The organism is Thermoplasmata archaeon, assembly GCA_035532555.1.
Classification (GTDB): domain Archaea; phylum Thermoplasmatota; class Thermoplasmata; order Lutacidiplasmatales; family UBA184; genus Lutacidiplasma.
In genome coordinates, this window is record DATKQS010000024.1 from 211,906 (window position 1) to 236,171 (window position 24,266).

General features: G+C 67.5%; 20 protein-coding genes. 6 read left to right on the plus strand and 14 right to left on the minus strand.

Annotated features, from left to right (window positions below; translation table 11 throughout):
• Positions 1-6: 6 nt before the first annotated feature.
• Positions 7-1,077, minus strand: coding sequence for a class I SAM-dependent methyltransferase (locus VMV28_07855; GenBank protein ID HUZ80510.1), 1,071 nt, complete (start codon positions 1,075-1,077; stop codon positions 7-9).
• Positions 1,078-1,195: 118 nt separating this feature from the next.
• Here VMV28_07855 and VMV28_07860 point away from each other — a divergent pair, with 118 nt between their 5' ends.
• Complete coding sequence (locus tag VMV28_07860) at positions 1,196-1,474, plus strand: hypothetical protein (GenBank protein ID HUZ80511.1); 279 nt, start codon at positions 1,196-1,198, stop codon at positions 1,472-1,474.
• Positions 1,475-1,484: 10 nt separating this feature from the next.
• Here VMV28_07860 and VMV28_07865 read toward each other — a convergent pair whose 3' ends face one another.
• On the minus strand, positions 1,485-2,456 hold the full coding sequence (locus tag VMV28_07865; GenBank protein ID HUZ80512.1) for an SDR family NAD(P)-dependent oxidoreductase: 972 nt from the start codon (positions 2,454-2,456) through the stop codon (positions 1,485-1,487).
• Positions 2,457-2,518: 62 nt separating this feature from the next.
• On the opposite strand from VMV28_07865, the gene VMV28_07870 reads away from it, so the two are divergent.
• Positions 2,519-2,797: a 4Fe-4S dicluster domain-containing protein gene (locus tag VMV28_07870; GenBank protein ID HUZ80513.1), complete on the plus strand. Its 279-nt coding sequence runs from the start codon at positions 2,519-2,521 to the stop codon at positions 2,795-2,797.
• A 28-nt stretch (positions 2,798-2,825) separates the two neighbouring features.
• Here the strand turns inward: VMV28_07870 and VMV28_07875 are convergent, their stop codons facing one another.
• From VMV28_07875 to aksA, 12 genes are all read right to left on the minus strand, one after another.
• The gene (locus tag VMV28_07875; protein ID HUZ80514.1) at positions 2,826-3,614 is read right to left on the minus strand and encodes an HAD family hydrolase; all 789 of its coding nucleotides are present in this window, start codon (positions 3,612-3,614) and stop codon (positions 2,826-2,828) included.
• A 118-nt stretch (positions 3,615-3,732) separates the two neighbouring features.
• Positions 3,733-4,722, minus strand: coding sequence for a metal-dependent hydrolase (locus VMV28_07880; protein HUZ80515.1), 990 nt, complete (start codon positions 4,720-4,722; stop codon positions 3,733-3,735).
• Between the two features lie 22 nt (positions 4,723-4,744).
• Positions 4,745-5,011, minus strand: coding sequence for an elongation factor 1-beta (locus tag VMV28_07885; protein ID HUZ80516.1), 267 nt, complete (start codon positions 5,009-5,011; stop codon positions 4,745-4,747).
• 20 nt (positions 5,012-5,031) lie between these two features.
• Positions 5,032-5,205: a zinc finger domain-containing protein gene (locus VMV28_07890; GenBank protein ID HUZ80517.1), complete on the minus strand. Its 174-nt coding sequence runs from the start codon at positions 5,203-5,205 to the stop codon at positions 5,032-5,034.
• Between the two features lie 29 nt (positions 5,206-5,234).
• The gene (locus tag VMV28_07895) at positions 5,235-6,110 is read right to left on the minus strand and encodes a hypothetical protein (protein HUZ80518.1); all 876 of its coding nucleotides are present in this window, start codon (positions 6,108-6,110) and stop codon (positions 5,235-5,237) included.
• Positions 6,107-12,694 (minus strand): carboxypeptidase regulatory-like domain-containing protein, encoded by a 6,588-nt coding sequence (locus VMV28_07900; protein ID HUZ80519.1) that lies wholly within the window; start codon positions 12,692-12,694, stop codon positions 6,107-6,109. The genes VMV28_07895 and VMV28_07900 overlap by 4 nt, the downstream gene beginning before the upstream one ends.
• Before the next feature lie 107 nt (positions 12,695-12,801).
• Positions 12,802-13,338 carry an OB-fold domain-containing protein gene (locus tag VMV28_07905; GenBank protein ID HUZ80520.1) on the minus strand — a complete coding sequence of 179 codons (537 nt, stop codon included), beginning with the start codon at positions 13,336-13,338 and terminating at the stop codon, positions 12,802-12,804.
• Positions 13,335-14,516: a thiolase family protein gene (locus VMV28_07910; GenBank protein HUZ80521.1), complete on the minus strand. Its 1,182-nt coding sequence runs from the start codon at positions 14,514-14,516 to the stop codon at positions 13,335-13,337. Before VMV28_07910 ends, VMV28_07905 begins: the two co-directional genes overlap by 4 nt.
• The gene (locus VMV28_07915) at positions 14,513-15,646 is read right to left on the minus strand and encodes an isocitrate/isopropylmalate dehydrogenase family protein (protein ID HUZ80522.1); all 1,134 of its coding nucleotides are present in this window, start codon (positions 15,644-15,646) and stop codon (positions 14,513-14,515) included. The genes VMV28_07910 and VMV28_07915 overlap by 4 nt, the downstream gene beginning before the upstream one ends.
• The gene (locus tag VMV28_07920) at positions 15,643-16,188 is read right to left on the minus strand and encodes a 3-isopropylmalate dehydratase (GenBank protein ID HUZ80523.1); all 546 of its coding nucleotides are present in this window, start codon (positions 16,186-16,188) and stop codon (positions 15,643-15,645) included. The genes VMV28_07915 and VMV28_07920 overlap by 4 nt, the downstream gene beginning before the upstream one ends.
• Positions 16,189-17,469, minus strand: coding sequence for a 3-isopropylmalate dehydratase large subunit (locus VMV28_07925; protein ID HUZ80524.1), 1,281 nt, complete (start codon positions 17,467-17,469; stop codon positions 16,189-16,191).
• Positions 17,466-18,713, minus strand: coding sequence for a homoaconitate hydratase (aksA, locus tag VMV28_07930; protein ID HUZ80525.1), 1,248 nt, complete (start codon positions 18,711-18,713; stop codon positions 17,466-17,468). The genes VMV28_07925 and aksA overlap by 4 nt, the downstream gene beginning before the upstream one ends.
• 162 nt (positions 18,714-18,875) lie before the next feature.
• Between aksA and VMV28_07935 the strand changes: the two genes are divergently transcribed.
• From VMV28_07935 to hisS, 4 genes are read left to right on the plus strand one after another with little or no spacing between them, the layout of a single operon-like run.
• A complete protein-coding gene (locus tag VMV28_07935) occupies positions 18,876-20,669 on the plus strand; it encodes a 2-oxoacid:acceptor oxidoreductase subunit alpha (protein ID HUZ80526.1) in 1,794 nt (597 codons plus the stop codon).
• Position 20,670: 1 nt separating this feature from the next.
• Positions 20,671-21,546 (plus strand): thiamine pyrophosphate-dependent enzyme, encoded by an 876-nt coding sequence (locus VMV28_07940; protein HUZ80527.1) that lies wholly within the window; start codon positions 20,671-20,673, stop codon positions 21,544-21,546.
• A gap of 42 nt (positions 21,547-21,588) precedes the next feature.
• Positions 21,589-22,920, plus strand: a complete 1,332-nt coding sequence (locus VMV28_07945; GenBank protein HUZ80528.1) for a DUF1743 domain-containing protein — start codon at positions 21,589-21,591, stop codon at positions 22,918-22,920.
• 25 nt (positions 22,921-22,945) lie between these two features.
• Positions 22,946-24,247 carry a histidine--tRNA ligase gene (hisS, locus tag VMV28_07950; GenBank protein HUZ80529.1) on the plus strand — a complete coding sequence of 434 codons (1,302 nt, stop codon included), beginning with the start codon at positions 22,946-22,948 and terminating at the stop codon, positions 24,245-24,247.
• The last annotated feature ends 19 nt before the right edge of the window (positions 24,248-24,266 follow it).

Here is a 24,266-nt window from a genome sequence, read left to right on the forward strand (position 1 = left end):
GACCCGTCACCGACGACGCGCGACGTAGAGGACCGCGAGGGAGTTCGCCGGCGCATTGTGGGTCTCGACGCGATGGAAGCCGCTCGCGTGCAGTAGCCGGCGTGCCCGCTCCACTCCCCACGCCGTCCCCAAGCCCGCGCTCCCGTGCGCGAGCGACACCGGCAGGCAGTACGAGACGCTGATACCGTAGAGAAACGCGGCCCCCGGGTTCCCGAGGTTCGCCTCGAGGCGGCTCGATGCTCGCGGTTCCTCCGCGAACAAGATCCCGCCCGGCTTGAGCGAGCGCGCCACGGCTCGGAGCGCAGCGGGAGGATCTGCGAGATCGTGGATCGCATCGAACATCGTGACCGCATCGAAGGGCCCGAACTCGGTCACGCGTTCGATCTTGCCTCGCACGTGCTCGACGTTCGTCAGGCCCCAGGCGCGGGCCTCGGCGCGCGCCATGCGCAACGCCGCCGAGGCGTCGTCGATCGCGATGAATGTGGAACGGGGGAACGCTCGAGCCAGGAGGTGCGTCGTGTGCGCACTCCCACAGCCCAGGTCGGCGAGACGCGCGCCCGCCCGCAGTCGCGCCGCGAGCCCCCGCGCGAGCGGAAGGTACGCTTGCACCAGCAAGGCGTCGTATCTCCGGCGGTTGAGCTCATCCATGATCTGGGGGAAGTCGGGAAGATAGGCCGAGTACCGGACCCCGCCTCCGCGGCGGAACGCCCGAACGAGGCGGGATGCCTGAGGGGCGCCGACAAGCGCCATTCGGCTGCCGGCCGCTAGATTGTACGGCGAGTCTCCCGTGAGGCAGACCGCGCGATCGGGATCCAGGGAGAATGTGCGGCGGCGCGGCTCGTAGGCCACGATGCCCGCCGCGGCGACCGCGCTCAGCCACTCGCGAACGTACCGCTCCGTCAGGTGCGAGCGCTGGGCGATCTCCGCGCTCGTGCCGGGGGCCTCCGCGAGGGTCTTCCATAGGCCGGTCCGGGACCCGAGGTCGATCATCAGCGCGAGCGTCGCGTGGGAGTACGTATCGAGAAGCGTTCGCGCGAACCGGCGCGTCTCGGGGGCGAGTTCGATCCGATCGGTCACGTCCTGCCGACCCCTCGGCGGCTATATCGGTGCCCGCAGGGCGGCCCGGGCGGTGTCGCGGGCCCGTGGGGGCGATCGACCGCCGGCTTTACGTTCGGCGGCCGGTTGCGCGCTCCGGATGAGCCACATCTTCCAGCGGCCGCTGTGCGACATGGGACGGGCGTACGATTTTGCGTTCCGACCGCTGACCGGCGAGACCGAACCGACCACGGGGGGACCCTGCGACGATCGACCGACGCGCTTCGAGCTGTACGCCGCGCTCGCGGATCCGGCCTCTCCCCACGCCGATCGGCAGCGCTTTTCCCTGTGTTCCGAGCACGTCGCGCAGCTCCGGGGCTACGACGCCAAGCTCCAAGCGATGGGCCGGCCCAGCCGGTTCCGCACGACTCCGGCTTAGGCCGGATCGGTCAGGGAAGAGGCGCCCGGTACGCCGCGGTCCGCTCGAGGCAGATCTCCCACAGACAACCCGCCGCCTCGCGGTCGCGAGAGGCGCGCGAGGAGCCGTGGGGTCGGCTCTGGACGAAGTAGCGGCCGGTGACGCCCGCGAGCTCCGGAGCCGTCGCGACGTACGTCGGGGTGTCGGCCCCGTGCTCAGGAGATAGCCCGAACATTCGCTTCGCGACGCGGAAGGCCCGGGCCGAGAACGTTCCCCCCGCGTCGCCGAATCGGCTGCGGATGAAGCCCGGGTGGCAGGCGTTGAAGGTGACCCCGAGGCCCGCGTGGCGCCGAGCGGCCTCGTACGTCACCATCAGCAGGGCGAGCTTGGACTGGCCGTAGGCCCCCCACGCCGAGTATCCCCGGGCGCGGTCGAGATCCTCGAGGTGGAGGCCGGCGGTCCGATGGGCCGCCGAGGAGACGTTCACCACGCGCCCGTGGTGGGGCTTGAGCCGATCGAGCAGGAGCTCGGTCAGAAGGAACGGAGCGAGGACGTTCAGCGCGAACGTGGCCTCGTTGCCCTCGGCGGTGAGGGTCTGGGTGAAGAAGATCGCCCCGGCGTTGTTGATCAGCACGTCGAGATGGTCCGAAGAGGCCCGGACCTCTGTCGCGAGACGGCGGACCTCCACCGGTCGGGAGAGATCCGAGAGGTAGAAGCGGAGATCGGCGCCGGGGACCGTGCTATGGATTCGCTCGATCGTCTGCGCTCCGCGCTCCGCGGAGCGGCCCACGAGAAGCATCCGAGCGCCCTGGGCCGCGAGACGGGCGGCCACGACCTCCCCGATGCCCGAGGTCGCTCCCGTGAGCAGGCAGACGGGTCCGGTGCGGGTGGATGCGTCCTCCGGGGGTCCTCGGCCGGTCACGAGAAAGGTACCGGGGCGCCACGCTCCCGGGGACCCTTGGCGGTTGCGGGAGGGGCCCTCCTCGCCGCCTCGAGCGTTCACCGTTATAAGCCCCGGAAGTTGGCAGGTGTACATATCGGGGAAACCCCCCGGACGAAGGGACCATGGTTACCGTAGAAGTCCAGCACAACAAGTGCACGGGTTGCCAGCACTGCCGCGATGTTTGCCCTGTGACGGTGTTCGAGATGCAACCCCGCGAGAAGTTCCCGGACGCCGTGGACGACCCGGCCGTAGCCGCGAAGTTCCAGTTCCGGGTCGAGAAGTCCGCCGTCATCGCTGGACCGGACTGCATCATGTGCGAAGCGTGTCTCGCGGAGTGCGAGGGCGAATGCATCACGATCGTGGACGACGAGGGCAAGGTCCACCAGTCCACGTACAAGTAGACCCCACCGACGCGGGCCCCGGCCCGGCCTACGGCGCGCGGCCGGAGGGGCGATCGTGGGGGAAGAGGTCCTCGAGCAGCGGGGGCAGATCCTTCCACGATGAGAGCACCCGCTCCGGAGGCGGGTCAATCCGGTCCTCGGTGTGGGAAAGCGCCGCGTACAAGGCCCCGTAGTTGCGCGCTCCCTGGAAGAGGACCGAGCAGCGGAACCCCGCGGCCCGGGCGCCGTGGACGTCACTGCCGAGATCCCCGAAGTGTACCGCATCGGCCGGCAACGTCCCGATCGGCTCGAGGGCCTTCCAGAAGATCTCCGGCGCGGGCTTCGCCCATGGAAGCTCTTCACTGAGCGCCCAGGACTCGATGAACCGGGCCATGTCGAGGCGCTCCAAGACCCTGCGCATGCTCTGGCCGCTCTCTCCTACCAAGTTCGAAACGACCGCGATTCGGTAGCCCTCGTCGACCAGCCGGCGAAGCTGGTCCCGGGCCCCCGGGACCTCCTCGAAGGGCTGGGCCGCCACCAGGGTCTCGATGGCGGCGACCCAGCGCTCCGGCTCCGGTCGCCGTCCCGCGTGGCCCGCCGCGACGCGGGCGAGGTCAGAGATCGGCGCACCTCGGCCCTCGCGCGCGAGCGCCGAGGTCCACGCTTCGTGGGCGGCATCGGCCGGATCTATCGCCCGTCCCGGCTCGCGCCCGGGCGCAGGAGGGGAGGTCCGGAGGATTTCGGCAAGTGTAGCCTCCTGCAGCCCGATGTACCGGTCCTCGGCCTCGGGAGCCAGCTGGATCAGCGTGTGCCATAGATCGAAGGTGATGGCGGCCATCCGTCACCTCATCGGAGCCCTGGGCGAAATATGACCGTGCCGGGCGGGTCCCCGACTCGGTGGGATCGCCGGTCGGAGCCCCGGGGGGAGGCGGGGCGGCGCATCCGCGGTCGTGCGATCAGACGGTCCAAGGCGCGGGGATCCGCCGGAACGCGTGCTTCACGGTGGGCGTGCCTCCGCTCCGTGGGAAGCGCACGTCCACCGCGGCGGATCGGCCGAACGCGCCGAACTCGAGCGAGTACCAGGTGACGACGTACCCCGTCGTGCCGTCGTCCCACACGTACCCGAAGTGATAGCTGTCGGCGAGGAAGCGGCTCGAGTTCCGTGCGAGCGGGTACGAGCGCTCGAGCGCGTCCTCCGCGCTCGTGACGGGCCGGTCGGGGGATCCGGGGGACTCGAGCGGGACGTCCACCGTGAGGGGCCCCCGGGTGATGCCACGCCCGAAGACGTAGCGGGCGAAGCTCGTGCGCATCCGGTCGGCGCTCTTGCGCTCGGAGATCACGATCCACACGAACGGGTTGGACGTCGGGACGACGTGATCGTAGTCGCCGAGGCGATGCAAGCGACGACCGACGTAGAGGCGGGCCGAGAGTCGCAACGCGAAGTACGCGATGAAGAACCCCGCGAGCGCCCAGAGCGTGCCGAGGTAGATCGAGTAGGCCACGCTGTTACGCTCGACCCCGAGGAGGAGGTAGAAGGCGACGACGCTCACGATCAGCGTGAAGAAGTTGATCGCCCGGTCGGCGTCGAGCTCGAGCTTGCGCTCGGAGAACGGAGCGAGCGGTGGCACGGAGAAGTTCGTGAACCCATCCTGGAGGATATGGGCGCAGCCTCCGATCTCCATGACGATGAAGTAGATCCAGGGGCTCCCCGGGAGGATCAGAGGCGCGAGGAAGGCGCCCGCGACCGCTATGACGGTCACCCCGAGCAGCGAGTGGGTGATCCCATGGTGGCGCAACAGCGGCCAGCGCTTGCTCAACGGGAACAGGAGGGCGTCCGCGTCCGGGAGCCCACCGGCCAGCGCGCCGGCCGCGAGGTATCCGGGCTGAAGCCCCGTGATCCCGAATGTGATGAGGTAGGCGACGAGGACGTGGGTGAAGAGGTCCACGGAGGGGAGAGGAGGCGCCGCTTTACAGCAGGCCTTCCTCCATCACCTCGACGGACTCTACGTGGGGGATCTTGGCCAGGGCCTGTTCCGTCGAATCGAGCACGCCGCCCTCGTCCGTCATGACGACGCTCACGAGGAGGGCCCTGAGCCCGAACGCGATGTCCTTGACCTGCATGCCGCGGACCCGGACGCCCTCGGGCATCGCGGCCCGCACGGCCTGCGCGATCCCTTCCATGTTCGTCTCGACACCCGTGGGCATCAGGCGGAAGAGCACGGCCACTTGACCCATCGCTCGACTCCCCGGCCCGCTCAGGGCCCCGTGAACCCGCACTTCGGGCACGTGTAGAGCACGCTCTGATCGCGGCAGCGCGGGCAGCGGCCGATCGTGGCCTCCCCGCAGCCCGGGCACACGAACTGGGTCGAGCCCTTGACGGGCAGGGCGTTGCCGCAGCTGGTGCATTCGAGGGTCGCAGCCTCTGCCATGATGGATCTTCCAACCGCCCGCGGACCGTCTACGAACGGCCTCGGTTCCGCCGGCGGCCGCCCACCAAGATGAGAGATATAAAGGCCACGGCTGCGAAGGCGACCACGCCGAGCACGATCCACAGCGTGTAGTCCGGTGCGGGCCCCGTGATGTAGAAGGAGTAGGAGTAGCTGCCCTGCCCGTTCGGGAACGTGACGAGGCCCTTGTCCGCGGTCGGGATCGCGAGCGTGAAGGTGTGCGAACCCGCGGAGAGGGGCGCCGAGGGGTAGGCCCAGTTGATGGTGTAGACCTCGCCCGGCGTCAGCGTGGGCACCTTGTAGTTGCCCGCATAGGAGCCGTCGAGATAGATGTTGATCAGGAAGCTCAGGATCGTGGAGTTCGGTCCGGCGGTGATCGTCACCGTGAGCGTGTAGGGCTTCACGACGAGGACGGCGTACGTCAGGTTGATCGATTGGTTCTTGTCGAGGTAGACGGAGGAGATCATCACGTGGATCGTGACCGTCTCGCTGACGTTGCTTACGGTGAGGCTGCTGAACTGAGCGGTCGAGTTGATGAGGGCCCCCTTCGTGGGGCTCATGGAGACCTTGGTGAGGTTGGTCGCGCTGAGGGCGATGTAGTAGGTGATGTTCCCGATCATCACGCCCGAAGAGCTGTAGGCCGGGCCCCCAACCGCATTGATCGTGTAGAACTGCGTCGCGTTGTATCCGAGCACCGTCGGGCCCGTGATCGATCCGGTCAGGGGGGGCGATGCGGCGGTGGCAATCGGGTTGGCTGATGGCGGTGGGGCGGTCGGGCTTGCCGCCGCGCCACCGGCGAAGCCGATCGCGCCGGCGGCGAGGAGGGTCGTCAATAGGACCGCGAGGAAGACCGGGCCGGCCATGCGGCCGCGAGGGTTTCCGCTCATCGTCGCTCCCACCGGCGCGTGCGGTTCCAGCGCCAGACGACCACCAGAACGAGGAGCGCGATCGCCGGGACGAACACCAGGACCGGGACGAGCCAGTCCGGCAGGGTCGCCGGGGGACTACCTACCCCTGCTCCGACCAGGTGGAAGGTCGACGGGTCGACCGATATCGTCACGACCGGCACCGTCACTTGGGAGGTGCGCACGAGGCTCGAGTTCGCGGAGGACGTCGCCGCGCTGATCGTGACCGATCCCGGCAGGATGAAGATCGATCCCCGGGCGGTCAGGTTGAGCAGGTAAGTGGTGTTCGCACCGGCGGCGAGCTTGACGGGCCCGGAGATGACCGCGCCGTTCCGCGTGATGTTGTACGACCAACCGAGACTCGCGAGCCGGGTCCCGTCCACGACGTTCATCGTGGCCGTCTCGTTGATATTGCCCGTGTTGGCGATGTAGAACGGTATCAGGATCCGCGTGGGGGCGACCTGAACGGGGGAGGTCGACGGCACCGAACCGAGCGAGAGGCCGTAGTACGGCACGACATGGACGATCGGAGCCGGCGCGACCTGGGCGAGGGTCGTCCCGTTCGAGGCGACGATCGAGAGCACGATCGGCGGATGCGCCACGAGCTCGCCCGCCGGCACCCGGATGGTGACCCCGACGTTCACGGCGCCGGAGGTCGCTCCGGCCGGGAGCGTGACCGTGGACGGAGAGAAGGTGAAATTCCAGTAGGACGGGCTTCCGACGAAGTGCACGGTCTCTGGTCCGGTGCCGTTGCTCGTCAGCCGGAAGGAAAAGCCCGTGCTCGCTCCTCCGGGGATCGTAGAGGACGTCGGCCCCGAAAGCGTGCCCGTGACCCGGTACTCGAAGGCGTAGGCGAGCGTGAGGGTCGAAGCGAGGTTGCCCCGCACGATCGAGATGGTTTGGGACACGGTCGCGTTCGCGGGGGGTCCGTACGGCGTGCCCACGGCATAGGCGTGGACGGTGTAGCTTCCCACGGGCAACGAGACGGTGTACGGCACGCCGAGCGCGAGGCCCGTAAACACGGCGGTGGCGCTCGTTCCGGTGGCTCCCACGCTGAACGATACCGTCCCACCCGCGATCCCGCCCGCCGTCGGAGCGACCACCGTTACGCTGTAGCTCCAGGTCGGCTGGAGCGGGATCGACGAGGGGCCGACGGACGGTATCAGAATCACCTGACCGATCGCGGCGAGGGGGTCGCTCGGACCTCCACCGGACGCATAGATCGTGTACTCCCCAGGGGCGAGGAGAACGGAGAACGTCCCGTTCGTCGCGGTGAGCGTCGTCACGTTCAGCGACGGGTAGGGGCCCGAGATGCGGATGGTTCCCGATACCGGAAGCGTCCCAGCGGGGTTCGTCAAGGTTCCGTTGAACCAGACCGGGTCGATCCTCGCGGTCGTGACGATGGTGCAGACGGTGCTCGTCGTCGCGGGGACCGTGCAGGTCGCTCCGACGGCCGAGTAGGTGGTGTAGATGCTTCCGTTGGGGCCGGGGCCGAGGAGGGTGTCGCCGAAGGTGACGGTGTAGGTCGTCGCGGCCGGTAGGAGGACCGAGTACGATCCGGCGCTCGCGCTGCCGGTGACGTTGGCGAGGTCCGGGGCGTGGAACGTCAATGTCGCGTTCGAGTTGAGGATCTGGCCGGACGAGTCCACGACCGTCCCGTTGACGAGGTTGGCCCGCTGGGACAGATCGACGGGCGTCGTGACCTTGGCATTGTCGCCGACCTGTACGAGAGAGAGGTTTCCGTAGTATTGTCCGTTCCCCTTTCCGGTCGCGTAGAGGGAGTACGTTCCAGGGATCGCGAAGAAGCCCTTCTCGAACTGGGTTCCCGTCACGGTCGTGTTGACGAGCGCGGAGCGGAGGTGAACGGTGACCGAGGAGAGCGGGACGCCGGCCGGTACGACGAGCGTTCCGGTGACCAGGACCTGGGAGATCAACAAGAGCGAGAGCCGGGTCTGGCTGGTGCCGACGAGGATCGTGGTCGAGAGCGCCTGCGGCGGCAAGAAGATCGTGCTATTCCCGATCGTCGCGCGAGCGCCCACCCCGTAGACTCCGGGGTACATGGTGAACGAGTAGACCGGGCCGCCCGCGACCGTGAACGACCTCGCGGTCGGGCTCGAGCTCGTGAGGTTCACGGTGATCGGAACGCCCGCCGGCACCCCGTAGACGGTCAGGGTCACCGGGACGGGGGTCAGCGGCACGACGAAGTGCGTGAGGGCGACCAGTCCGGTCGGCGTGATCCCGCATTGCTGGGTCGTGTTGAAACCGAAGTCGGAGGCTCGCACGCAGTAGCTGCCGCCGGAGACCTGTGCCGCCACCAGCATCGTCACGCTCCCCTCCGCATCTGCGAACGCGGTCTCGGTCGGACCCCCCGGACCGGCCGAGATGTTCACCATCGCGAATGCGGCCGGATAGAGCTGACCGGTGGAGTTGATCGGGCTCCCCGACTGGAAGTGGACGAAGTTGCCGACGACGGGAGTCAGCGAGATCGTGCTGCCGTAGACGAGCGAGACCGAGGTCATCGTCGTGTAGACCGGGGTCGCGGCGGTGCTCAATCCCTGGACCGCCTGCACGGTGTACGGGCCCGAGGGCAGGAGCAGGGTGAACGCTCCGCTCGCGTTCACAGGGGTCACGATCGAAATGCCCGCCGCGTTGTAGGCGATCACGAACGTGCTCGTGGAATTCTGAGCGTCGGCCTTGCCCACGATGCCCGAGAGAGGGAATGCCGGCGCGAGGGCAAGCGTGGTCGGATTGGTAAAGTCGAGGCTCGCGGGAGTATGGATCGATGTCAGGCCACTATACAGCCGGTTCCCCACGTACCCCACCGCGTAGATCGAGTAGTTGCCCGTGGGCAGGGTCCCCGAGACCACTCCGTTCGAGTTCGTGGTGAAGACCATCGCCGTCGCCTGGGCCGTCGCGTAGTAGCTCAATGCCGAAGCGCTCGAGGAGAGCGTCGGTATCGGGACGAACCGGACGGGGAACCCCGCGACGGGCTGCCCGTTCGCCGTCACCGAAAGGTCGAAGGAGACGCTCGGGGTGATCACGAGGGTCAGGTTGATCCGCTCGCCGGGCTTCGTCACGATGGCGGCTTCCCCGAGCGATCGGTAGCCCGCGTACGGGCCGCTCGCGCTGACCGTGTAGTTTCCGGGCCCGAGGTTCCCGAGCACGAACCTGCCGGTGGAGTTGGACGTGGTGCTGGATACGACGCCGGTCGCCGAGATCGCGGTCACGGTCGATCCCGATACGGAGGCACCGCTCGGTAAGGTGACCGTGCCCTGGAAGATCGCCGGTGCGAGCCCGACCGTGGCGTTCTCGGGAGTGCTCGGTTTCACGGTGACCGCGCTCTCTGTGTAGTTCGTTCCGTCGTAGAGGATGTTGTAGTTGTAGACGCCCGGCGGAACATTCGACAGCAGGAACGATCCGCTCGCGTCCGTGGTCGCCGTGAGCTTGGTCTGGTTGACGGTCCCCCAGAAGACGACCTTCGCGCCCACCAGGAGCTGGTCGATCGAGGAGTTGTAGGAGGTTTGGTTGGCGTTGTTCCAGTACACGAAACCCTGCAGGCTGGAGGAGTGCACGACAATGGGGACGACCATGTTCGGGGTGTTGTACCCGAACCCCTGCGCGGCGGAGACATTGATCTTCATCGAGGAGAGGAGCACATTGCCGGCCTGAGAGAGTCCCTGGAACGTCCCGGTCGTCACGTTGACGGTGTCCTCCCCGGGAGGAAGGATCACGGAATAGGAGCCGTCCGCGCTGGTCCGGGCCATCTGGTGCGGGATCCCCCATGAGTCGTAGACGGTCACCATCGCTCCCGGGACCGGCGCGCCGTTCGGCAGGTTGACCGTGCCGATGAGCGGCTGGCCGGCGTAGTAGACCAGCATCGACTCCCCGCCGTTGAAGTACGACGTGGCGGAGGTGTCGGCGGTCCCGCCCGTCTGCGCCGCGAGCGCCGTGGCGGCGGGCAGGTTCATGGCGACATTGCAGTTCGGATTGGAGGAGGTCTCCCCCGGCGGACAGTAGTAGGCGGTCTTGTAGGCGACCTGGAAGTGCTGGAGCATCCAGCCGGGCTCGATCGGAGAGCTCGCGGCAGCGCCCTGGAGCCCCGGGATCCCGTTCGCGAGTCCGATATCGGTTCCGTTGTACCCGATGTAGATGTGATAGATCATCGACCGGTAGAACGGCGTGAAATAGTTGATGTAGTACTGAACCGCGCTAACAGACGCCGGCAAGGTGCCGGCGTCGTAGTACCTCCCATCGGACCCGAGGATCGTGACGTTGAAGTACGTCTTGGGGTTGCCACCGGAGTCGATGACGCGCCCGGTCAGGTCCGCCGGAGCGTAGAAGATCCCCGTGTTCTGGCCGCTGAATGGGAAGAGGCGGCTGTCGCTCATCGAGTAGCGAATCGACCAGCCCGTGTAGGACTGGAGGTCGTTGTAGAGCTTCGCGACCCCGTTGAGGGGAAGGACCTGCGCGATGTAGTACGAGATCACCATGTACATCGCATTCAGGCTCGTGAGCGTGTTCGGATTGACCGCCAGGAAGATCTGCGGGTTATTGATGACCTGATAGTAGTCGGTCGTCAGGTTGACCAAGAACCCCTTGATGATCGTCGGGCTGACCCCGTCGGCCGCGAGGATCTGGTTGATCGGTGCGGACAGGGTCGCGCCCGGTTGGCCCTGGGCCCCGACGAGCAGCGTGGCGACCAACACGCCAATTGCGATCGACTCGTTCTGGCTCAGGAGGAACTGGCCGCTCGGGTCGATCCCGTTCTGGAAGTTGTCGGCGACGGCCGGGTGCTGACCTTGATCGATCGCCTGGAATCCGTAATCCCACCAACTGATGAACGCCGGACGTTGCGGAGCCGGTACGTTCGAGTCCTGCATGGCGAGCCAGTTGTACGCGGCGGAATCGTACAGGTTCGGCGTGTCGATGGAGGAGCCGGCTGCTCCGAGGTAGTAGCCGCTCGCGCCCGCACCGCTCGCCTGGAGCCAGGACGGTAGCGAGTGGTAGATCTGGGCCGAGTACTGGGATTTCTCGTTGCTCGGGATCCCCGCATCCATCGCGTACCAGACGTTGGGGACGAGGAGCCCGACCACGACGATGATCACGAGCACGTGACGCGGCTTGATCGAGCGTCGGAACGCCCTCCAGCGACTGCGACGCTCCTCGGCGAGGGAGCTCATGCTCTCGCGCATCTCCGAGTAACGGCCCACATCCCAGAGCCGCTTGATCGCGAACGCGGGCAGGAGCGCGAACGCCGGGGCCCCCAGCAGCAGGAACTTCGACGCCGAGAAGGGCAGGTAGAGCGAGAGGATCCCGAAGACGAGGAACAGCGTCAGCCAGCGCTGGAACTTGTTGCGGACCAAATCCCAAGCGACGAGGGCCACGCCCACGAAGGCGAGGAAGAACGTGATCACTCCGTAACTGACGATTAATTGGTCGATCGAGGGCGACTGGGCCTCGGCGACGGTCGAGTAAATGAGTGTCTTGGTGAAGTAGCCCTGTCCCGTGACCAGGTTCGTGAAGTAGACCGGGCTCACGATCGACAACGCGAGGGTGGCGAACCCCACGATGGCCACGAGGATCGGGAGGGAGATCACCCAGGGGTAGTCCCGCATCAGCAGGAAGGGGAGCAGGAGGAGAAGGGTGCCGAAGAACAAGAGGAGCGGCAGGTCGAACCAGTTCGTGAACTCTCCCTGCACGAGGTAGTAGGGCACCGCGAGCGGGAAGCCCACGAGCCCGACGATCCAGGTGACGACGTAGACCCCGAAGGAATCGACGCGCCGGATCCGCTCGATGATCATCGTGATCAAGATGAACACGGCGATGATCGCCACGAGGTAGGTGTACCCCTGCCAGGCGAGCGCCAGCGCTCCGAAGCAGACTCCTGCGAACACCGCCCATTTGACGGCGCTGCGTTCGTAGCGTAGGAAGTTCCTAAGCCCGGCCCGGAACGACCCGGCGGACCGGTAGCTGACCACCCACCGACGCGAGCCGACCGCCTTCACGGCCCGCATGTACGCGTAGAGCGCGACCAAAATGATGAACGTGTAGAACGAGAGATAGTTGGCGTAGCCGTAGATCGATTCGTTGATGCTGGCGACGAGGAACGGGGAGATGATGGCGGCGATGAGACCGACCCGGCGGCCGCCGACCTCTCGGCCGATGAGGTAGGTCGGGAAGACGCTGAGCGCGGCCCAGAGGGGGGCCTGAAGGTCCAGGAACCACGCCCCGGCGACGTTGGCATTCCCGCCGAAGAACGGGGCGAAGACGATGCCGAGGATGGCGTTCATCCAGTCGAACAGCGGCTCTCGCGGGTTGATCGCACCGATCGGGTAGCGCAGCAGCGGATCGTGGATCAGATTCGTGTGATTCGCAATGATGTAGCTCATCACGCGCGAATGGTAGTACGAATCGGAACCGCCCGCGTAGGTGTACAGCGGCCCCCACAGTTCTACGACGGGCCCCGCCCAGATGGTACGGACGGCGAACGCGATGCCGAACGCCGTGAGGAGGATGGCAGCCGTCCAGCCGTGCTTATGCCACCAGCCTGATTTCTCCGATTCCATCGGCCTCCGGCTCTCCGAGCCGGCGGCGCGCGAGACCAAGGGCCGCTATAAATAGCCTCGGCCTCGTCAATATCGGCGCGCTCGTCGCCGTCGCAGCGCCCCGGGGGCTACCCGAGCGCTCGGAACCGGTAGAACGATCTCCCGTCGGCCAGCGGGTAGGCCTCGATGCGGACCTCGTCGCCGATCTTCAGGGCCGTCCACGGCCGGCCCTCGATCCGGCCGAAGAGGCGCAGGGGAGAGCCGGCAAGATCGACCAGGCCGACGGCGAAAGGCACGTCGGCCTCCATCCCGAGGGGCGCCCCGCCCAGCACCGCGCTGAACGCATAGATCCGCCCGTGTTCGGGCAGATCGATCCACTCGAGCTCTTCACCGTGACAGATGGGACAGGCGACGCGCGGTGGCCAGTGGACCTCGCCGTCCCGGGGGCAGCGCGTGGTCGAGACACGGCCCTCCTTGAGCCGGTCGTAGAACCGCGATAGCCGAGTCTGCCCGGCGCCTTGGAGTGGGAAGAAGTCCAGAAGGAAGGGAGGCGAAGGCGCCACCACCACCTTCGGACGCGGCGGCTCTAAGGGGACCGACGTGGGCGGTGCGGGAGCGACGGTCACCCGGGGGCGCTTACGGCCGGGGGGCGCGGATTCGCTCACGGCCCGCCACCTCCTTCGTAGACCATCACGGAGTGCACGTTGGCGCTCCCCGAGAGATTGTGAACGAGCGCGAAGCGAGGATCGGGGACCTGACGCGCCGCCGGGACGGCTCCCGCGAACTGTTGGAAGACCTCGACAGCTTGTGCGATCCCCGTCGCCCCGAGCGGGTGGCCGCATCCGAGAAGCCCGCCCCGCGGGTTGATGACGATATCGCCACCGAGATCGCTCCGCCCTTCAAGCGCGTACGGGCCTCCCTCGCCCGGCGGGCACAGACCGAGCGCCTCGTACTCGACGATCTCCGAGATCGTGAAGCAATCGTGGATCTCGGCAAAGTCGATGTCCTGGATGGTGAGCTTGGCCCGGCCGAGCGCCTCGCCGGCGGCTCGCGTCAAACCGGGCCACTGCGTCAGCGACCCCGCGTGGGCCAGGTTGTGGAAGTCGGAGTACTGACCGGTCCCCCGAATCCAGGCCGGACGATCGGTGAAGCGGCGAACGAACTCTTCCCCGGCCACGACCACGGCCGACGCACCATCGGTCATCGAAGAACAGTCTCCCAGCCGCAGCGGGGGCGCGACCACCGGAAGGCCGAGCAGCTTCTCGGAAGAGAACGTCTTGGCGTAGAACTGCGCGGTCGGGTTCGTATTCGCGAACCGGTGGTTCTTCTCGGAGACCCGCGCCAACGCTTCCGCCGTCGTCCCGTGCTCGAGCATATGGCGCTGGGCCACCATCGCGAAGAACGGCGGCGCGGTCGCTCCGTGCGGCCCGTCCCACGCCCGGTCCATCACGCATCCCATCGAACTGTTCGCCTCGGCCATTGACGGCAGGTTCATCTTCTCCACGCCGACCGCGACGGCCACGTCGGAAAGCCCGGCCGCGATCGCGGCGTAGGCCGAACGGATCGCGGACTGACCGGAAGCGCACGCGAGCTCGGTGCGCTGCAGGATGCGATACGGCCGAAGGCCCATCTGTTCGGCGGCGAGCGGCGCCACATGCGACTGGAACGCGAAACGCTCGGGCTCTGCGGAGCCCACGAACAGCGAATCGACGTCCTCTGCCCGCAACGGAGGCACCGCGCGGAAGAGCGCGGCCCCCACCTCCTGGGCGAGTTCCGACCACGTGGTAGGGCGCACCCCGAAGGGTGTGGTCGCACCTCCCACGATCGCCACGCGCCGGCTCATCGTCGCTCTCCCCGCAGCGCCTCGACCACGCGGTCCCCGGCATCGGAGGTGGTAGCCGTGCCGCCTTGATCGTACGTGCGCGCGCTCCCGCGCTCCAGGACGCCGGCGATCGCTCGCTCGAGCCGATCGGCCTGGGCGGTGAGGAGGCGGTCGCTGTTCCGGTCGGCGAGCCACCGCAACATCATCTCCACCGCGAAGAACGTCGCGAACGGGTTGACCTGGTTCTTCCCCGCGTACTTCGGCGCGCTTCCGTGGACCGGCTCGAACATCGCATGGTCGTCACCGATGTTTCCCCCGGCGGCGAACCCCATGCCCCCCTGCAACACCGAGGCGAGGTCCGTGATGATGTCCCCCATCATGTTCGTGGCGACGACCACGTCGTAGTGCTCGGGGTTCCGCACGAGCCACTGGGTGAAGGCATCGACGTACGCGTAGTCCCGACCGATCGTGGGGAAGTCCGACGCGACACGGTCGTAGGTCTCGCGGAAGAAGCGGCAACCCTCCATCACGTTCGACTTGTCCACGCAGGTGACGCGTCGAACCCCGTCCTCCGGAGCGCCCCGGTCGCGGCGCTGGGCGGTCTCGAAGGCCCGTCGAAGGATCCGCTCGGAGCCCTTACGGGTGATCACCCGGGAGTCGATCGTCAGTTCGGTCTCGCCGGCTCGTGCGAGCCGGCCGTGGAAGGGCGCGTAGAGGTCCTCCGTGTTCTCTCGCAGGATCACCATGTCGACCTTCGCCGGGGACCAGATCGTGCGGTACTCGCCGCTGATCCGGTGGGTGACCCCCGGATAGAGTCGGCAGGGCCGGACGTTCGCGTACAGATCGAGCCGAGAGCGCAGGCCCAGTACGAGCGCCGCGCCGGCGATGTCACCATTCGGGAGAGAGATTCCTGGCCAGCCGACTGCGCCGAGGAGGATCGCGTCCGCGGCGTGGGCCGCCGCCTCGGCCTCGGGCTCCCACTCCCGTCCGGTACGCTGGTAGTACTGGGCCCCTCCGGGGTGCTCGGTGATCGTCCACTTCGGCGCGCCGGTCTCCGCCAGCGCGTCCAGGACACGTCTCCCCTGGGCGATGACCTCCGGGCCCGTGCCGTCCCCGGGAAGCACGACGATGTCGTAGCCGCTCGTCCTCATGCCCGGGGGGTCCCGGCGGCGGCCTTGCGCTGCGCGAGCTCGACCTTCACCTTCTCGACGAGACCGCCGGCCTCGAGGAGGTCGAGGAGGTGGTGAGGGATGGGAGGGAAGGTGATCGAGCGATTCGTCCGCAGGTTCGTGATCCGGCCCGCTCGCATCTCGATCCGAGCGGTATCGCCCATCTCGAACAACGCGCGGACGCCCCGGGCCTCAATCGTCGGGATGCCGAGATTGATCGAGTTGCGATAGAAGATGCGGGCGAACGAGTCGGCGACGATCGCTCCGATTCCCGCGGCCTTGAGCGCGGCCGGCGCATGCTCCCGGCTCGAGCCGGAGCCGAAGTTCTCGTCCGCAATGAGGATGTCCCCGGGTCGAGCGCCGGCGGCGAACTCGGGAAGGCCGATCTCGAGCACGTGCTTCTTCAGTTCTTGCGGATCGATGATCGTGAGATACTTTCCCGAGATGATCTGGTCGGTGTCCATGTCGCGCCCGAGCGTCCAGACCCGCCCCTCGATGAGGTCCTTCATCGTGTCTATCCCCACCTAGGCGAACTCCCGCGGGTCGGCGATCTCGCCTCGGATGGCCGCGGCGACGGTCGCGGCCGGGCTCATGAGGTAAATCCGGCCCTCCTTCGGTCCCATCCGACCGGGGAAGTTCCGGTTGGAGGAGGACGCGCACACTTCGTCCGGGGCGATGATGCCCATGTTGCCCCCAAAGCATGCCGAGCAGCTCGAGTTCGTGAAGACCGCGCCGGCCTCCGTGTAGAGCTCGATGAGGCCCTCCTGGAGGCATTGTTCGTAGATCGACGTCGACGCCGGCGAGACGATGAACCGAGTGCCCGGGTGGACCTTGTGGCCCCTCAGGATCGCCGCGCCTTCCCGGATATCCTCGATGCGGGCGTTCGTGCAGGATCCCAAGAACGCCTGATCGACGTGGATGTGCTCGTTCACGACATCGGTGAGCGGGCGGACATTGTCGGGAGAGTACGGGCACGCGACCATCGGCGGCATCCCGTCCACGTCGATGTCGATCGTGCGCTCGTACGTCGCGTCGGCGTCCGCGTAGACCGGATGCATCGGATGCTTGGCGATCGTGCGCAGGTACTCGAACGTCTTCTCGTCGGGAGCGACGAGTCCGCACTTCGCTCCCATCTCGGTTGTCATGTTGCAGATCGTGAATCGCTCGGGCATGGAGAGCCGCTCGATCGTCGGCCCGGTCCACTCGACCGACTTGTACGTCGCACCGGTCGTCTTCACTTCGCCGAGCGCGCGCAGGACGAGGTCCTTCGCGACGACCCCGGGCCCGAGGTGCCCCTTCACGCGTATGCGCAGCGTCGATGGTACCTTCAGCCATAGGCGGCCGAGCGCAAGAACCGCCGCCATCTCGGTGGGCCCGATACCGGCCGCCACGGCGCCCATGGCGCCGAGCATGTTCGTGTGGGAGTCGGTACCCACCGCGAGGTCCCCCGGCACGACCCACCCGTGCTCGGCGAGGATCTGGTGACATATGCCGTGGTTCCCGACATCGTAGAAGTGGGGGAGGTCGACCTCCGTCGCGAACTTGCGCAGGATCCGGTGGAGCACCGCGGCTCCCTCGGTCGACGCGGGAACCCAGTGGTCGATCGCGATCACGACACGGTCTCGATCCCAGACCTTCTCGGCGCCCATCTGATGGAACGGAGCGACGGTCTGCGCGCCCTGTTCGTGCATCATCGCGAGATCGACGCTCCCCTCGATGATCTGGCCGGAAGCGACGTGATCGAGGCCCGAAGCGCGTGCCAGGATCTTCTCGGCGAGGGTCATCCCGCCGTTGCCGCTATTCATGCGCGGACCTCCTTGAGCCCTACCGCCTCGACCATCTTCCAGAACTCCACGTCGGAGATCCCTGGTTGTTCAAAGAGGTGGCGATACTCCTCGAGGAACGCTCGGAGTTCTTCCTTCGAACGCGCCTCGCCTTGGGCCTTGAGGCGTTGGAGGAGCTCGGCGAGCAGCGGCTCCGGGGCGACGATGCCCCGTTCTTTGAGCTTCTCGACGACCGCGGCCTTGCCGCTGTGCTTGCCCAAGATCATCCGCCGGTGCCGCCCCACGACCTCCGGCTGCATTGGCTCGTACGTGAGCGTGTGCGCGAGAATCCCATGCGTATGGATACCGGCTTCGTGCGAGAAGGAGTTGTACCCCACGATCGCCTTGTTCGGCTGGACGACGACGCCCGAGAGTTCCTCCACCAGTTGGGAAAGCTCGTACATCCGCTCGGTCCGCAGCCCGGTGCGTACTCCGTAGAGGCGCTCGAGCGCGAGCGCGACCTCCTCGAAGGCGGCGTTCCCGGCTCGCTCTCCCAATCCGTTGACGCATGTATGGGGAGCGGTGACTCCGACCTCGAGCGCGGTGAGCGTGTTCGCCGTCGCGAAGCCGAAGTCGTTGTGGCAGTGGACCGAGAGGTCCTTCGGGTGCACGCGACGCTGGAACTCCTCCAGGTACCACCGGAACGTGAGCGGTGTCATGATGCCGACCGTGTCGGAGATCACGAGCCGGTCCGCGCCGGCCTCCTGAACGTCCCGATATAGACGTTCCACGAAATCGAATGGCGCCCGGACCGTGTCCTCGGTCACGAATGCGACGTGGAGGCCGGCGCTCTTCGCCCGCCGAACACTCGCGATCGAGACCTCGCGCACCTCCTCCTGGGTCATCTTCAGCTTGTAGCGAAGGTGGACTTGGCTCGCGGCGACGAAGATCGCGATGTGGCTCGCGCCGCTCTGGATGACCGCTTCGACGTCGGCGGGAACCGTCCGCGCCGAGGCGAGTACCTTCGATTTGAGCCCGGCATGGGCGAGGAGGTGGACCGCGCGGGTCTCCTCGGTCGAGACGACGGGGATGCCGGCGTCGATGAGGGGAACGCCGATGTCGGCCAAGACCTCGGCGATCCGCAGCTTCTCTTCCGGGCTGAAATGCACTCCAGGTGTCTGCTCGCCGTCGCGCAAAGTCTCGTCCCAGAAGACGATCGGATCGGCGAACCGCCGTCGGGTCGCCGTGAAGGAGTGGTAATCCTCGACCAACCGCTCGTCGGCCACGACCTCTACGACCGGGAGTTTTCAGATAACCTTTGTTGCGAATCTTACGCCGGACGGCGACCGAAAAACGCCGGAACTTCCCCTCGGCCGGGTTATCCGTTAAATACGAGGGGGGCCTCGATTCTCTCAGAACCGGGGCGGTCCGCCGCCGGGTTCCGTACAATGACAACCCCTGCGAGCCGCACCGAAGCGATCTCCACCGAACCGATCCCCTCCCCCGGCACCCCTCCGAAGCGGCTCGCCGATATCTGCGTCATGATCGGGGGCCAGGGAGGCGACGGGACCCTCACCGTCTCCGACCTCTTGGGACGGTACTTCCGCAAGCTCGGCCTGTACGTCTACACGTCGCGCAACGTCCTCTCGCGCATCCGCGGGGGCCACGCGGACGCGTCAATCCGCGCCTCCTGCCAACCCATCCTGTCAATCAAGCCCGATGTCGACATCCTGATGGCGTTCGACGAACAGGCCATCGAGATCGGACGGTCCGAGCTCGGTCCGGAGGGGATCGTGCTGTACGACTCCACCGGGTCGGCCGCGGACGTTCCAAAGGCCTATGGATTCCCTTTCGCGACCCTCGTCGGGGGCCAGGTCGGCCAACCGATCTACAAGAACACCGCCGCCTACGGCGCCCTCAGTGTGCTGCTGGGGTTCGATCCGGTCATGACCCGCCAGGTCATCGAGGAACGGTTCACGCGTCGAGGGGAGGAGGCGCTGGCCAAGAACCTCAAGGCGCTCGATATCGGGCGGCAGGCCGCACTCTCCGTCCCCGGCCTCGCCGACCGCTGGCACGTCGAGGCCGGTGACGCGCACGACCAGATCCTCACGATCGGAAACCAGGCGGTCGCGCTCGGTTTCGTGGTCGGGGGCGGACGGTTCTTTGCCGGCTATCCTATTACACCGGCCACCGAGGTAATGGAGTACCTCCAGCGCTACCTACCGGCGTTTCAGGGTGTCGTGCGCCAAGCCGAGGACGAACTCGCCGCGATCAACATGATCATCGGCGCCGCGTACGCCGGCGCACGGGTGATGACCTCCACGAGTGGTCCCGGTCTCTCCCTCATGACCGAGGGGATCGGCCACGCGGGTGCGGCGGAGATCCCCATCGTCATCGCCGACTGCGCCCGAGTTGGCCCGTCTACGGGGCAGCCGACGCGGCACGAGCAATCGGACCTCGCCCACCTCGCGAACCTCGGGCACGGGGAGTTCCCCCGGTTCATCCTCGCCCCCGGGACTCCCCTCGAATGCTTCCAGCTCACCGTCGACGCACTCAACATCGCCGACAAGTGGCGGGCCCCCGTCATCCTCCTCCTCGATCAGGCGCTCAGTCAGAACACGACGACGAGCCCGCCGTACGATCTCGAGGGGATCCACATGGTCCGAGGGAAGCGCCTCTCGGGGGCCGACCTCGAGAAGATGACCGAGTACAAGGGCTACGCATTCACGGCCGACAGCGGAAGTCCGATCGCGCCACCCGGAACTCCGGGAGTATGGAGCCAGGTCACGGGCAACGAGCACGACGAGTGGGGGCACGTCTCGGTCAATCCGGAAAACCGCTTGAAGATGATGGCCAAGCGGATGGGAAAGATGGTGGCGGCGGTCCCGGATCTTCCGGCCGGAAAGTACTTCGGCGAACCCCACGCCAAGATCGGCATCATCGGATACGGGAGCACGATTGGCCCTATCCTCGAAGCCCAGGAGCGCCTCAAGACCCGGGGAATCCACACCCGGTTCTACCAGCCGCGGACGCTCTGGCCGGTTCCCGGGCACGAGCTCGATCCGTTCCTCCATGGCGTCGACGTGGCGTACGTCGTGGAGAGCAACTACACCGGACAGTTCGCGCGACTCATCCGCGAGACGGTTCCCTGGCACCACGCCAAACTCCGATCGATCCTGCGCTACGACGGCCTCTCGTTCCGCTCCCCCGACATCGTCCGCCCGATCACGGAGGGTGTGTAAGATGGTGCAATCCGCGAAACCCACCCAACCGATCTGGTGCCCCGGGTGCGGGGACTTCGCGCTCCTCGCGTGTGTCAAGAAGGCCGCGGCCGAGCTGAAGATCCCGACGCACGAGCTCGTGCTGGTCGGAGGGATCGGCTGCTCGGGCTCGATCCACAACTTCCTCGAAATCAACGGCCTGCACGCGCTCCACGGGCGTCTTCTCGCCCAGGCGATCGGGGTGAAGCTGGCGAACCCGAACCTGACGGTGTTCGCGGCCGGCGGCGACGGGGACGGTTATGCGATCGGGATGGGGCACTTCATGCATGCGTTCAAGAAGAATGTCTCGATCCTGTACATCGTGATGAACAATGAGACGTACGGCCTGACGAAGGGCCAACCCTCCCCCACGAGCCAGATCGGCTTCGAAGGGAACATCGAAAAGCCGTTCGACGCGATCCTCACCGCGCTGTCGATCCCGGCGCCGAACTTCATCGCCCGCACGTTCTCCGGCGACCCGAAGACCCTAACGGCGGTCCTGAAGGAGGCGCTCGAGTTCAACCGGGCGCACCGGGGGTTCGCGTTCATCGAGGATCTCTCCCCGTGCGTGACGTACAACGATACGTACAAGCTCTGGCGCGAGCAGGTCGTGGACGTGAGCAAACTGCCCGGCTACGATCCGTCGGACCGCAAGGCGATGTTCCGGCTCTGCATGGAGACGATGGATTCCGGGAAGATCCCGATCGGCGTGATGCACCGCCCCCAGGCGGGCGCCCCGCTCGACCCCGCCCTCGAGACGCGGGTGCTCCCAGCGGGAGCCCTCGGACCGGCCCGGACCGAGATCGAGATCGAGCCGAACATGGCGGCGTACGCGAAGCTCCTGCGCAGCGTCGCGTAGAGGCCGCATCTTCTTTGGGCTCGCGGGGTCTCCGCCCGCGCGATGTGGATCGGCATCGACGACACGGATAGCCCCCGAGGAGGGTGCACGACGCACGCTCTGACCGAGGTCGTCCGCGTCGCCCGGGACCTCGGCGTGGACCCGATCGGCGACCCGCGTCTGGTCCGCCTCAATCCCAACATCCCCTTCAAGACGCGCGGCAACGCCGCGCTCAGCGCCCGCTTCGGCATTGGGCGAGGACGTCGCCGGCGCTGCGGGTCGATCGATGGACGCGCGGTGTGGGCCTACGACCGGGGGGCCCGGCTCTCGCCGACGCTCGCGACCGATCTGATCGACGCGGCGTGGAAGGCCGTGCTCGACGCCTCGCGGGTCGGCGAGGCCGGCACGGATCCGGCGTTGGTCGCCTCGACGCGACGATTGCCGTCGTCGCTGTACTGGAACGCGGTCCGCAGTGTCGTCCGGGCGGACGAAGTCCGAGCGACGCTGAGCGATCTGGGCGCCACGGTGCGGATCCACGGCGACGATCTCGGCGTGGTCGGAGCCGCGGCGAGCGCCGCCTGGCCCGAAGCGCACCCGACCTGGGAGCTTCTCGCCTACCGCGACCCCGCGCACGGCTCGCTCCGACGCGAGATCGACGTCGGATCGGTTCAGGAGGCTCAGCGCCGGTACCCGGACCTATTCCTGTGCACCGATCCGGCGACCCGACGACTCCTCATCGCCCCGCACACGCCCTGCCCGATCCTCTTCGGGCTGCGTTCGCGTCGGCGGGGAGCGCCGCTGCGTGCCCTCGCGACGGTCCGCTCCGAGCCGGTGGAACGCTGGATGCTCTTCTGCACCAATCAAGGGACGGGCGATCACCTCCTGCGGCGTCCCGCGGCCTCCCTCGGCCCGTACGAGAGCGGACGCGTGGAAGGGCTCGTGGGGGGCGTTCCGACCACGCTGCGAGGTGGCCACGTTCGCTTTCCGATCGTGGACGCGGACGGGGCCGAACTCGTCTGCATGGCGTTCGAACCGACGAAGACCCTACCGGCGGTGGGCCGTTCGCTTCGGCCCGGCGATCGCGTAAAGGTCTGGGGTGGGCGCGCGGGCGACGCGACGTTCCGTGTCGAGGGCATCGAGATCGTCACGCGTCGCGAAGTTGCGGGGAGATCCCAAGCGCCGCGCTGCCCGGAGTGCGAGCGCCGCGCTCGCTCGCTCGGTACGGCCCGCGGCTATCGATGTCCGGGCTGCCACGCCCGCTGGCCTCCCGAAGCCGCGCGACGCGTCGTGGTCCGGCCCGAGTTCCCGGCCGGAGTCTACCATCCAACGCCGTCCGCGCGCCGGCACCTCGCCCCGCTCGGCCCCGAGACCCCACCCCCGCTTCCCAATACATAAGTACGCAGCGGCCGCTCCGCGGAGCATGCCGTTCGCTCCGCTTCGAGGGTTCCGGGACTACGTCCCTCCCGAGGCCGGCGCCCGATCGGAACTGATGCGACGGATGCGGGCGAGCGCCCGCCGGTGCGGCTTCTCCGAGCTCGAGACCCCGAGCGTCGAGCCGCTCGATCTGTACAAGGTCAAGAGCGGCGAGGAGATCACCCGGGAGGTCTGGGCGTTCCAGGACAAGGGCGGCCGCGACGTCGCGCTCGCTCCGGAGACGACCCCGTCGCTCGCCCGGATCTACGCGGAGCGGGCGAAGTCCGAACCCCTGCCCGTCAAGTGGTTCACGGTCCAGAAGCTCTGGCGCTACGAAGAGCCCCAGGCCGGGAGGACCCGGGAGTTCTCCCAGCTCAATTTCGACATCCTCGGCGTGGCGGGCGTCGAGGCCGAGGTCGAGACGCTCGCCTCGGCCGCGCTCGCTCTCGATGAAGCGGGCGCGGCCGGGCTCTACGCGTTCCGGATCAACGATCGACCCCTCGCGGAGGGGCTCGGCCGTCACTTCGGAGCCTCGGACGTGGCGGCGTACTTCCGCACCGTCGATCGCTATCGGAAGTCGTCGGCGAAGGAGTTCCTCGCGGGCCTCGAATCCGCCGGGATCCCCGCCGGCCGCACCGGCGAGCTCGCCGCCCTGTTCGGCTCGGTCGGAGCCGGCGTTCTGCCGGCGGACCTGCCCGCGTTCTTCGACCGGATCGAGGCCCTCGGACTCGAGGAGGGGGCCCGGGCCGGCGTCGCGCGGATCCGGGCGCTCATGCGACTGTGCGAGCCCGCTGGGATCGCGGACCGCGTCGTCTTCGATCCGACCGTGGTCCGGGGCCTCGCGTACTACACGAGCACGGTCTTCGAGGCATACGCGAAGGATGCGAGCCTGCGGGCCCTGTTCGGCGGGGGCCGGTACGACCGACTGATCGAGCTGTTCGGCGGGCCGGCCACTCCGGCCTGCGGGCTCGCGATCGGGGACCAGACGCTCGAGCTCCTGTTGAAGGAGCACGGCCGCTGGCCGGAAGGCGAACCCGCCCTCGACACGTACGTGGTCACGGTATCGACGGAGTTCCTGCCGGATGCGATCCGCCTCGTCCGGGAGCTCCGGCTCGCGGGGGTCTCGGCGGATACCGATCTATTGGGCCGCTCGATGTCCCGGCAGCTCAAGGAGGCGGCGCGCCAGCGTGCCCGCCGCGCTCTGATCCTCGGGCCGCAGGAGGCATCTCGTGGTGCGGTCGTGGAGCGTGACCTCGCGACGGGGGGCCAACGGGAGATCCCGCGGGACGAGGCTGCACGACCGGCGTGAGCCCCTCCAACTGATCGGC

Bases quoted from the DNA above. Each gene is read 5' to 3' on its own strand.
- VMV28_07860 (HUZ80511.1), top strand. From the start codon at position 1,196: ATGAGCCACATCTTCCAGCGGCCGCTGTGCGACATGGGACGGGCGTAC.
- VMV28_07870 (HUZ80513.1), top strand. From the start codon at position 2,519: ATGGTTACCGTAGAAGTCCAGCACAACAAGTGCACGGGTTGCCAGCAC.
- VMV28_07875 (HUZ80514.1), bottom strand. From the start codon at position 3,614: ATGGCCGCCATCACCTTCGATCTATGGCACACGCTGATCCAGCTGGCT.
- VMV28_07885 (HUZ80516.1), bottom strand. From the start codon at position 5,011: ATGGGTCAAGTGGCCGTGCTCTTCCGCCTGATGCCCACGGGTGTCGAG.
- VMV28_07890 (HUZ80517.1), bottom strand. From the start codon at position 5,205: ATGGCAGAGGCTGCGACCCTCGAATGCACCAGCTGCGGCAACGCCCTG.
- VMV28_07895 (HUZ80518.1), bottom strand. From the start codon at position 6,110: ATGAGCGGAAACCCTCGCGGCCGCATGGCCGGCCCGGTCTTCCTCGCG.
- VMV28_07900 (HUZ80519.1), bottom strand. From the start codon at position 12,694: ATGGAATCGGAGAAATCAGGCTGGTGGCATAAGCACGGCTGGACGGCT.
- VMV28_07910 (HUZ80521.1), bottom strand. From the start codon at position 14,516: ATGAGCCGGCGCGTGGCGATCGTGGGAGGTGCGACCACACCCTTCGGG.
- VMV28_07915 (HUZ80522.1), bottom strand. From the start codon at position 15,646: ATGAGGACGAGCGGCTACGACATCGTCGTGCTTCCCGGGGACGGCACG.
- VMV28_07925 (HUZ80524.1), bottom strand. From the start codon at position 17,469: ATGAATAGCGGCAACGGCGGGATGACCCTCGCCGAGAAGATCCTGGCA.
- VMV28_07935 (HUZ80526.1), top strand. From the start codon at position 18,876: ATGACAACCCCTGCGAGCCGCACCGAAGCGATCTCCACCGAACCGATC.
- VMV28_07940 (HUZ80527.1), top strand. From the start codon at position 20,671: ATGGTGCAATCCGCGAAACCCACCCAACCGATCTGGTGCCCCGGGTGC.
- VMV28_07945 (HUZ80528.1), top strand. From the start codon at position 21,589: ATGTGGATCGGCATCGACGACACGGATAGCCCCCGAGGAGGGTGCACG.
- hisS (HUZ80529.1), top strand. From the start codon at position 22,946: ATGCCGTTCGCTCCGCTTCGAGGGTTCCGGGACTACGTCCCTCCCGAG.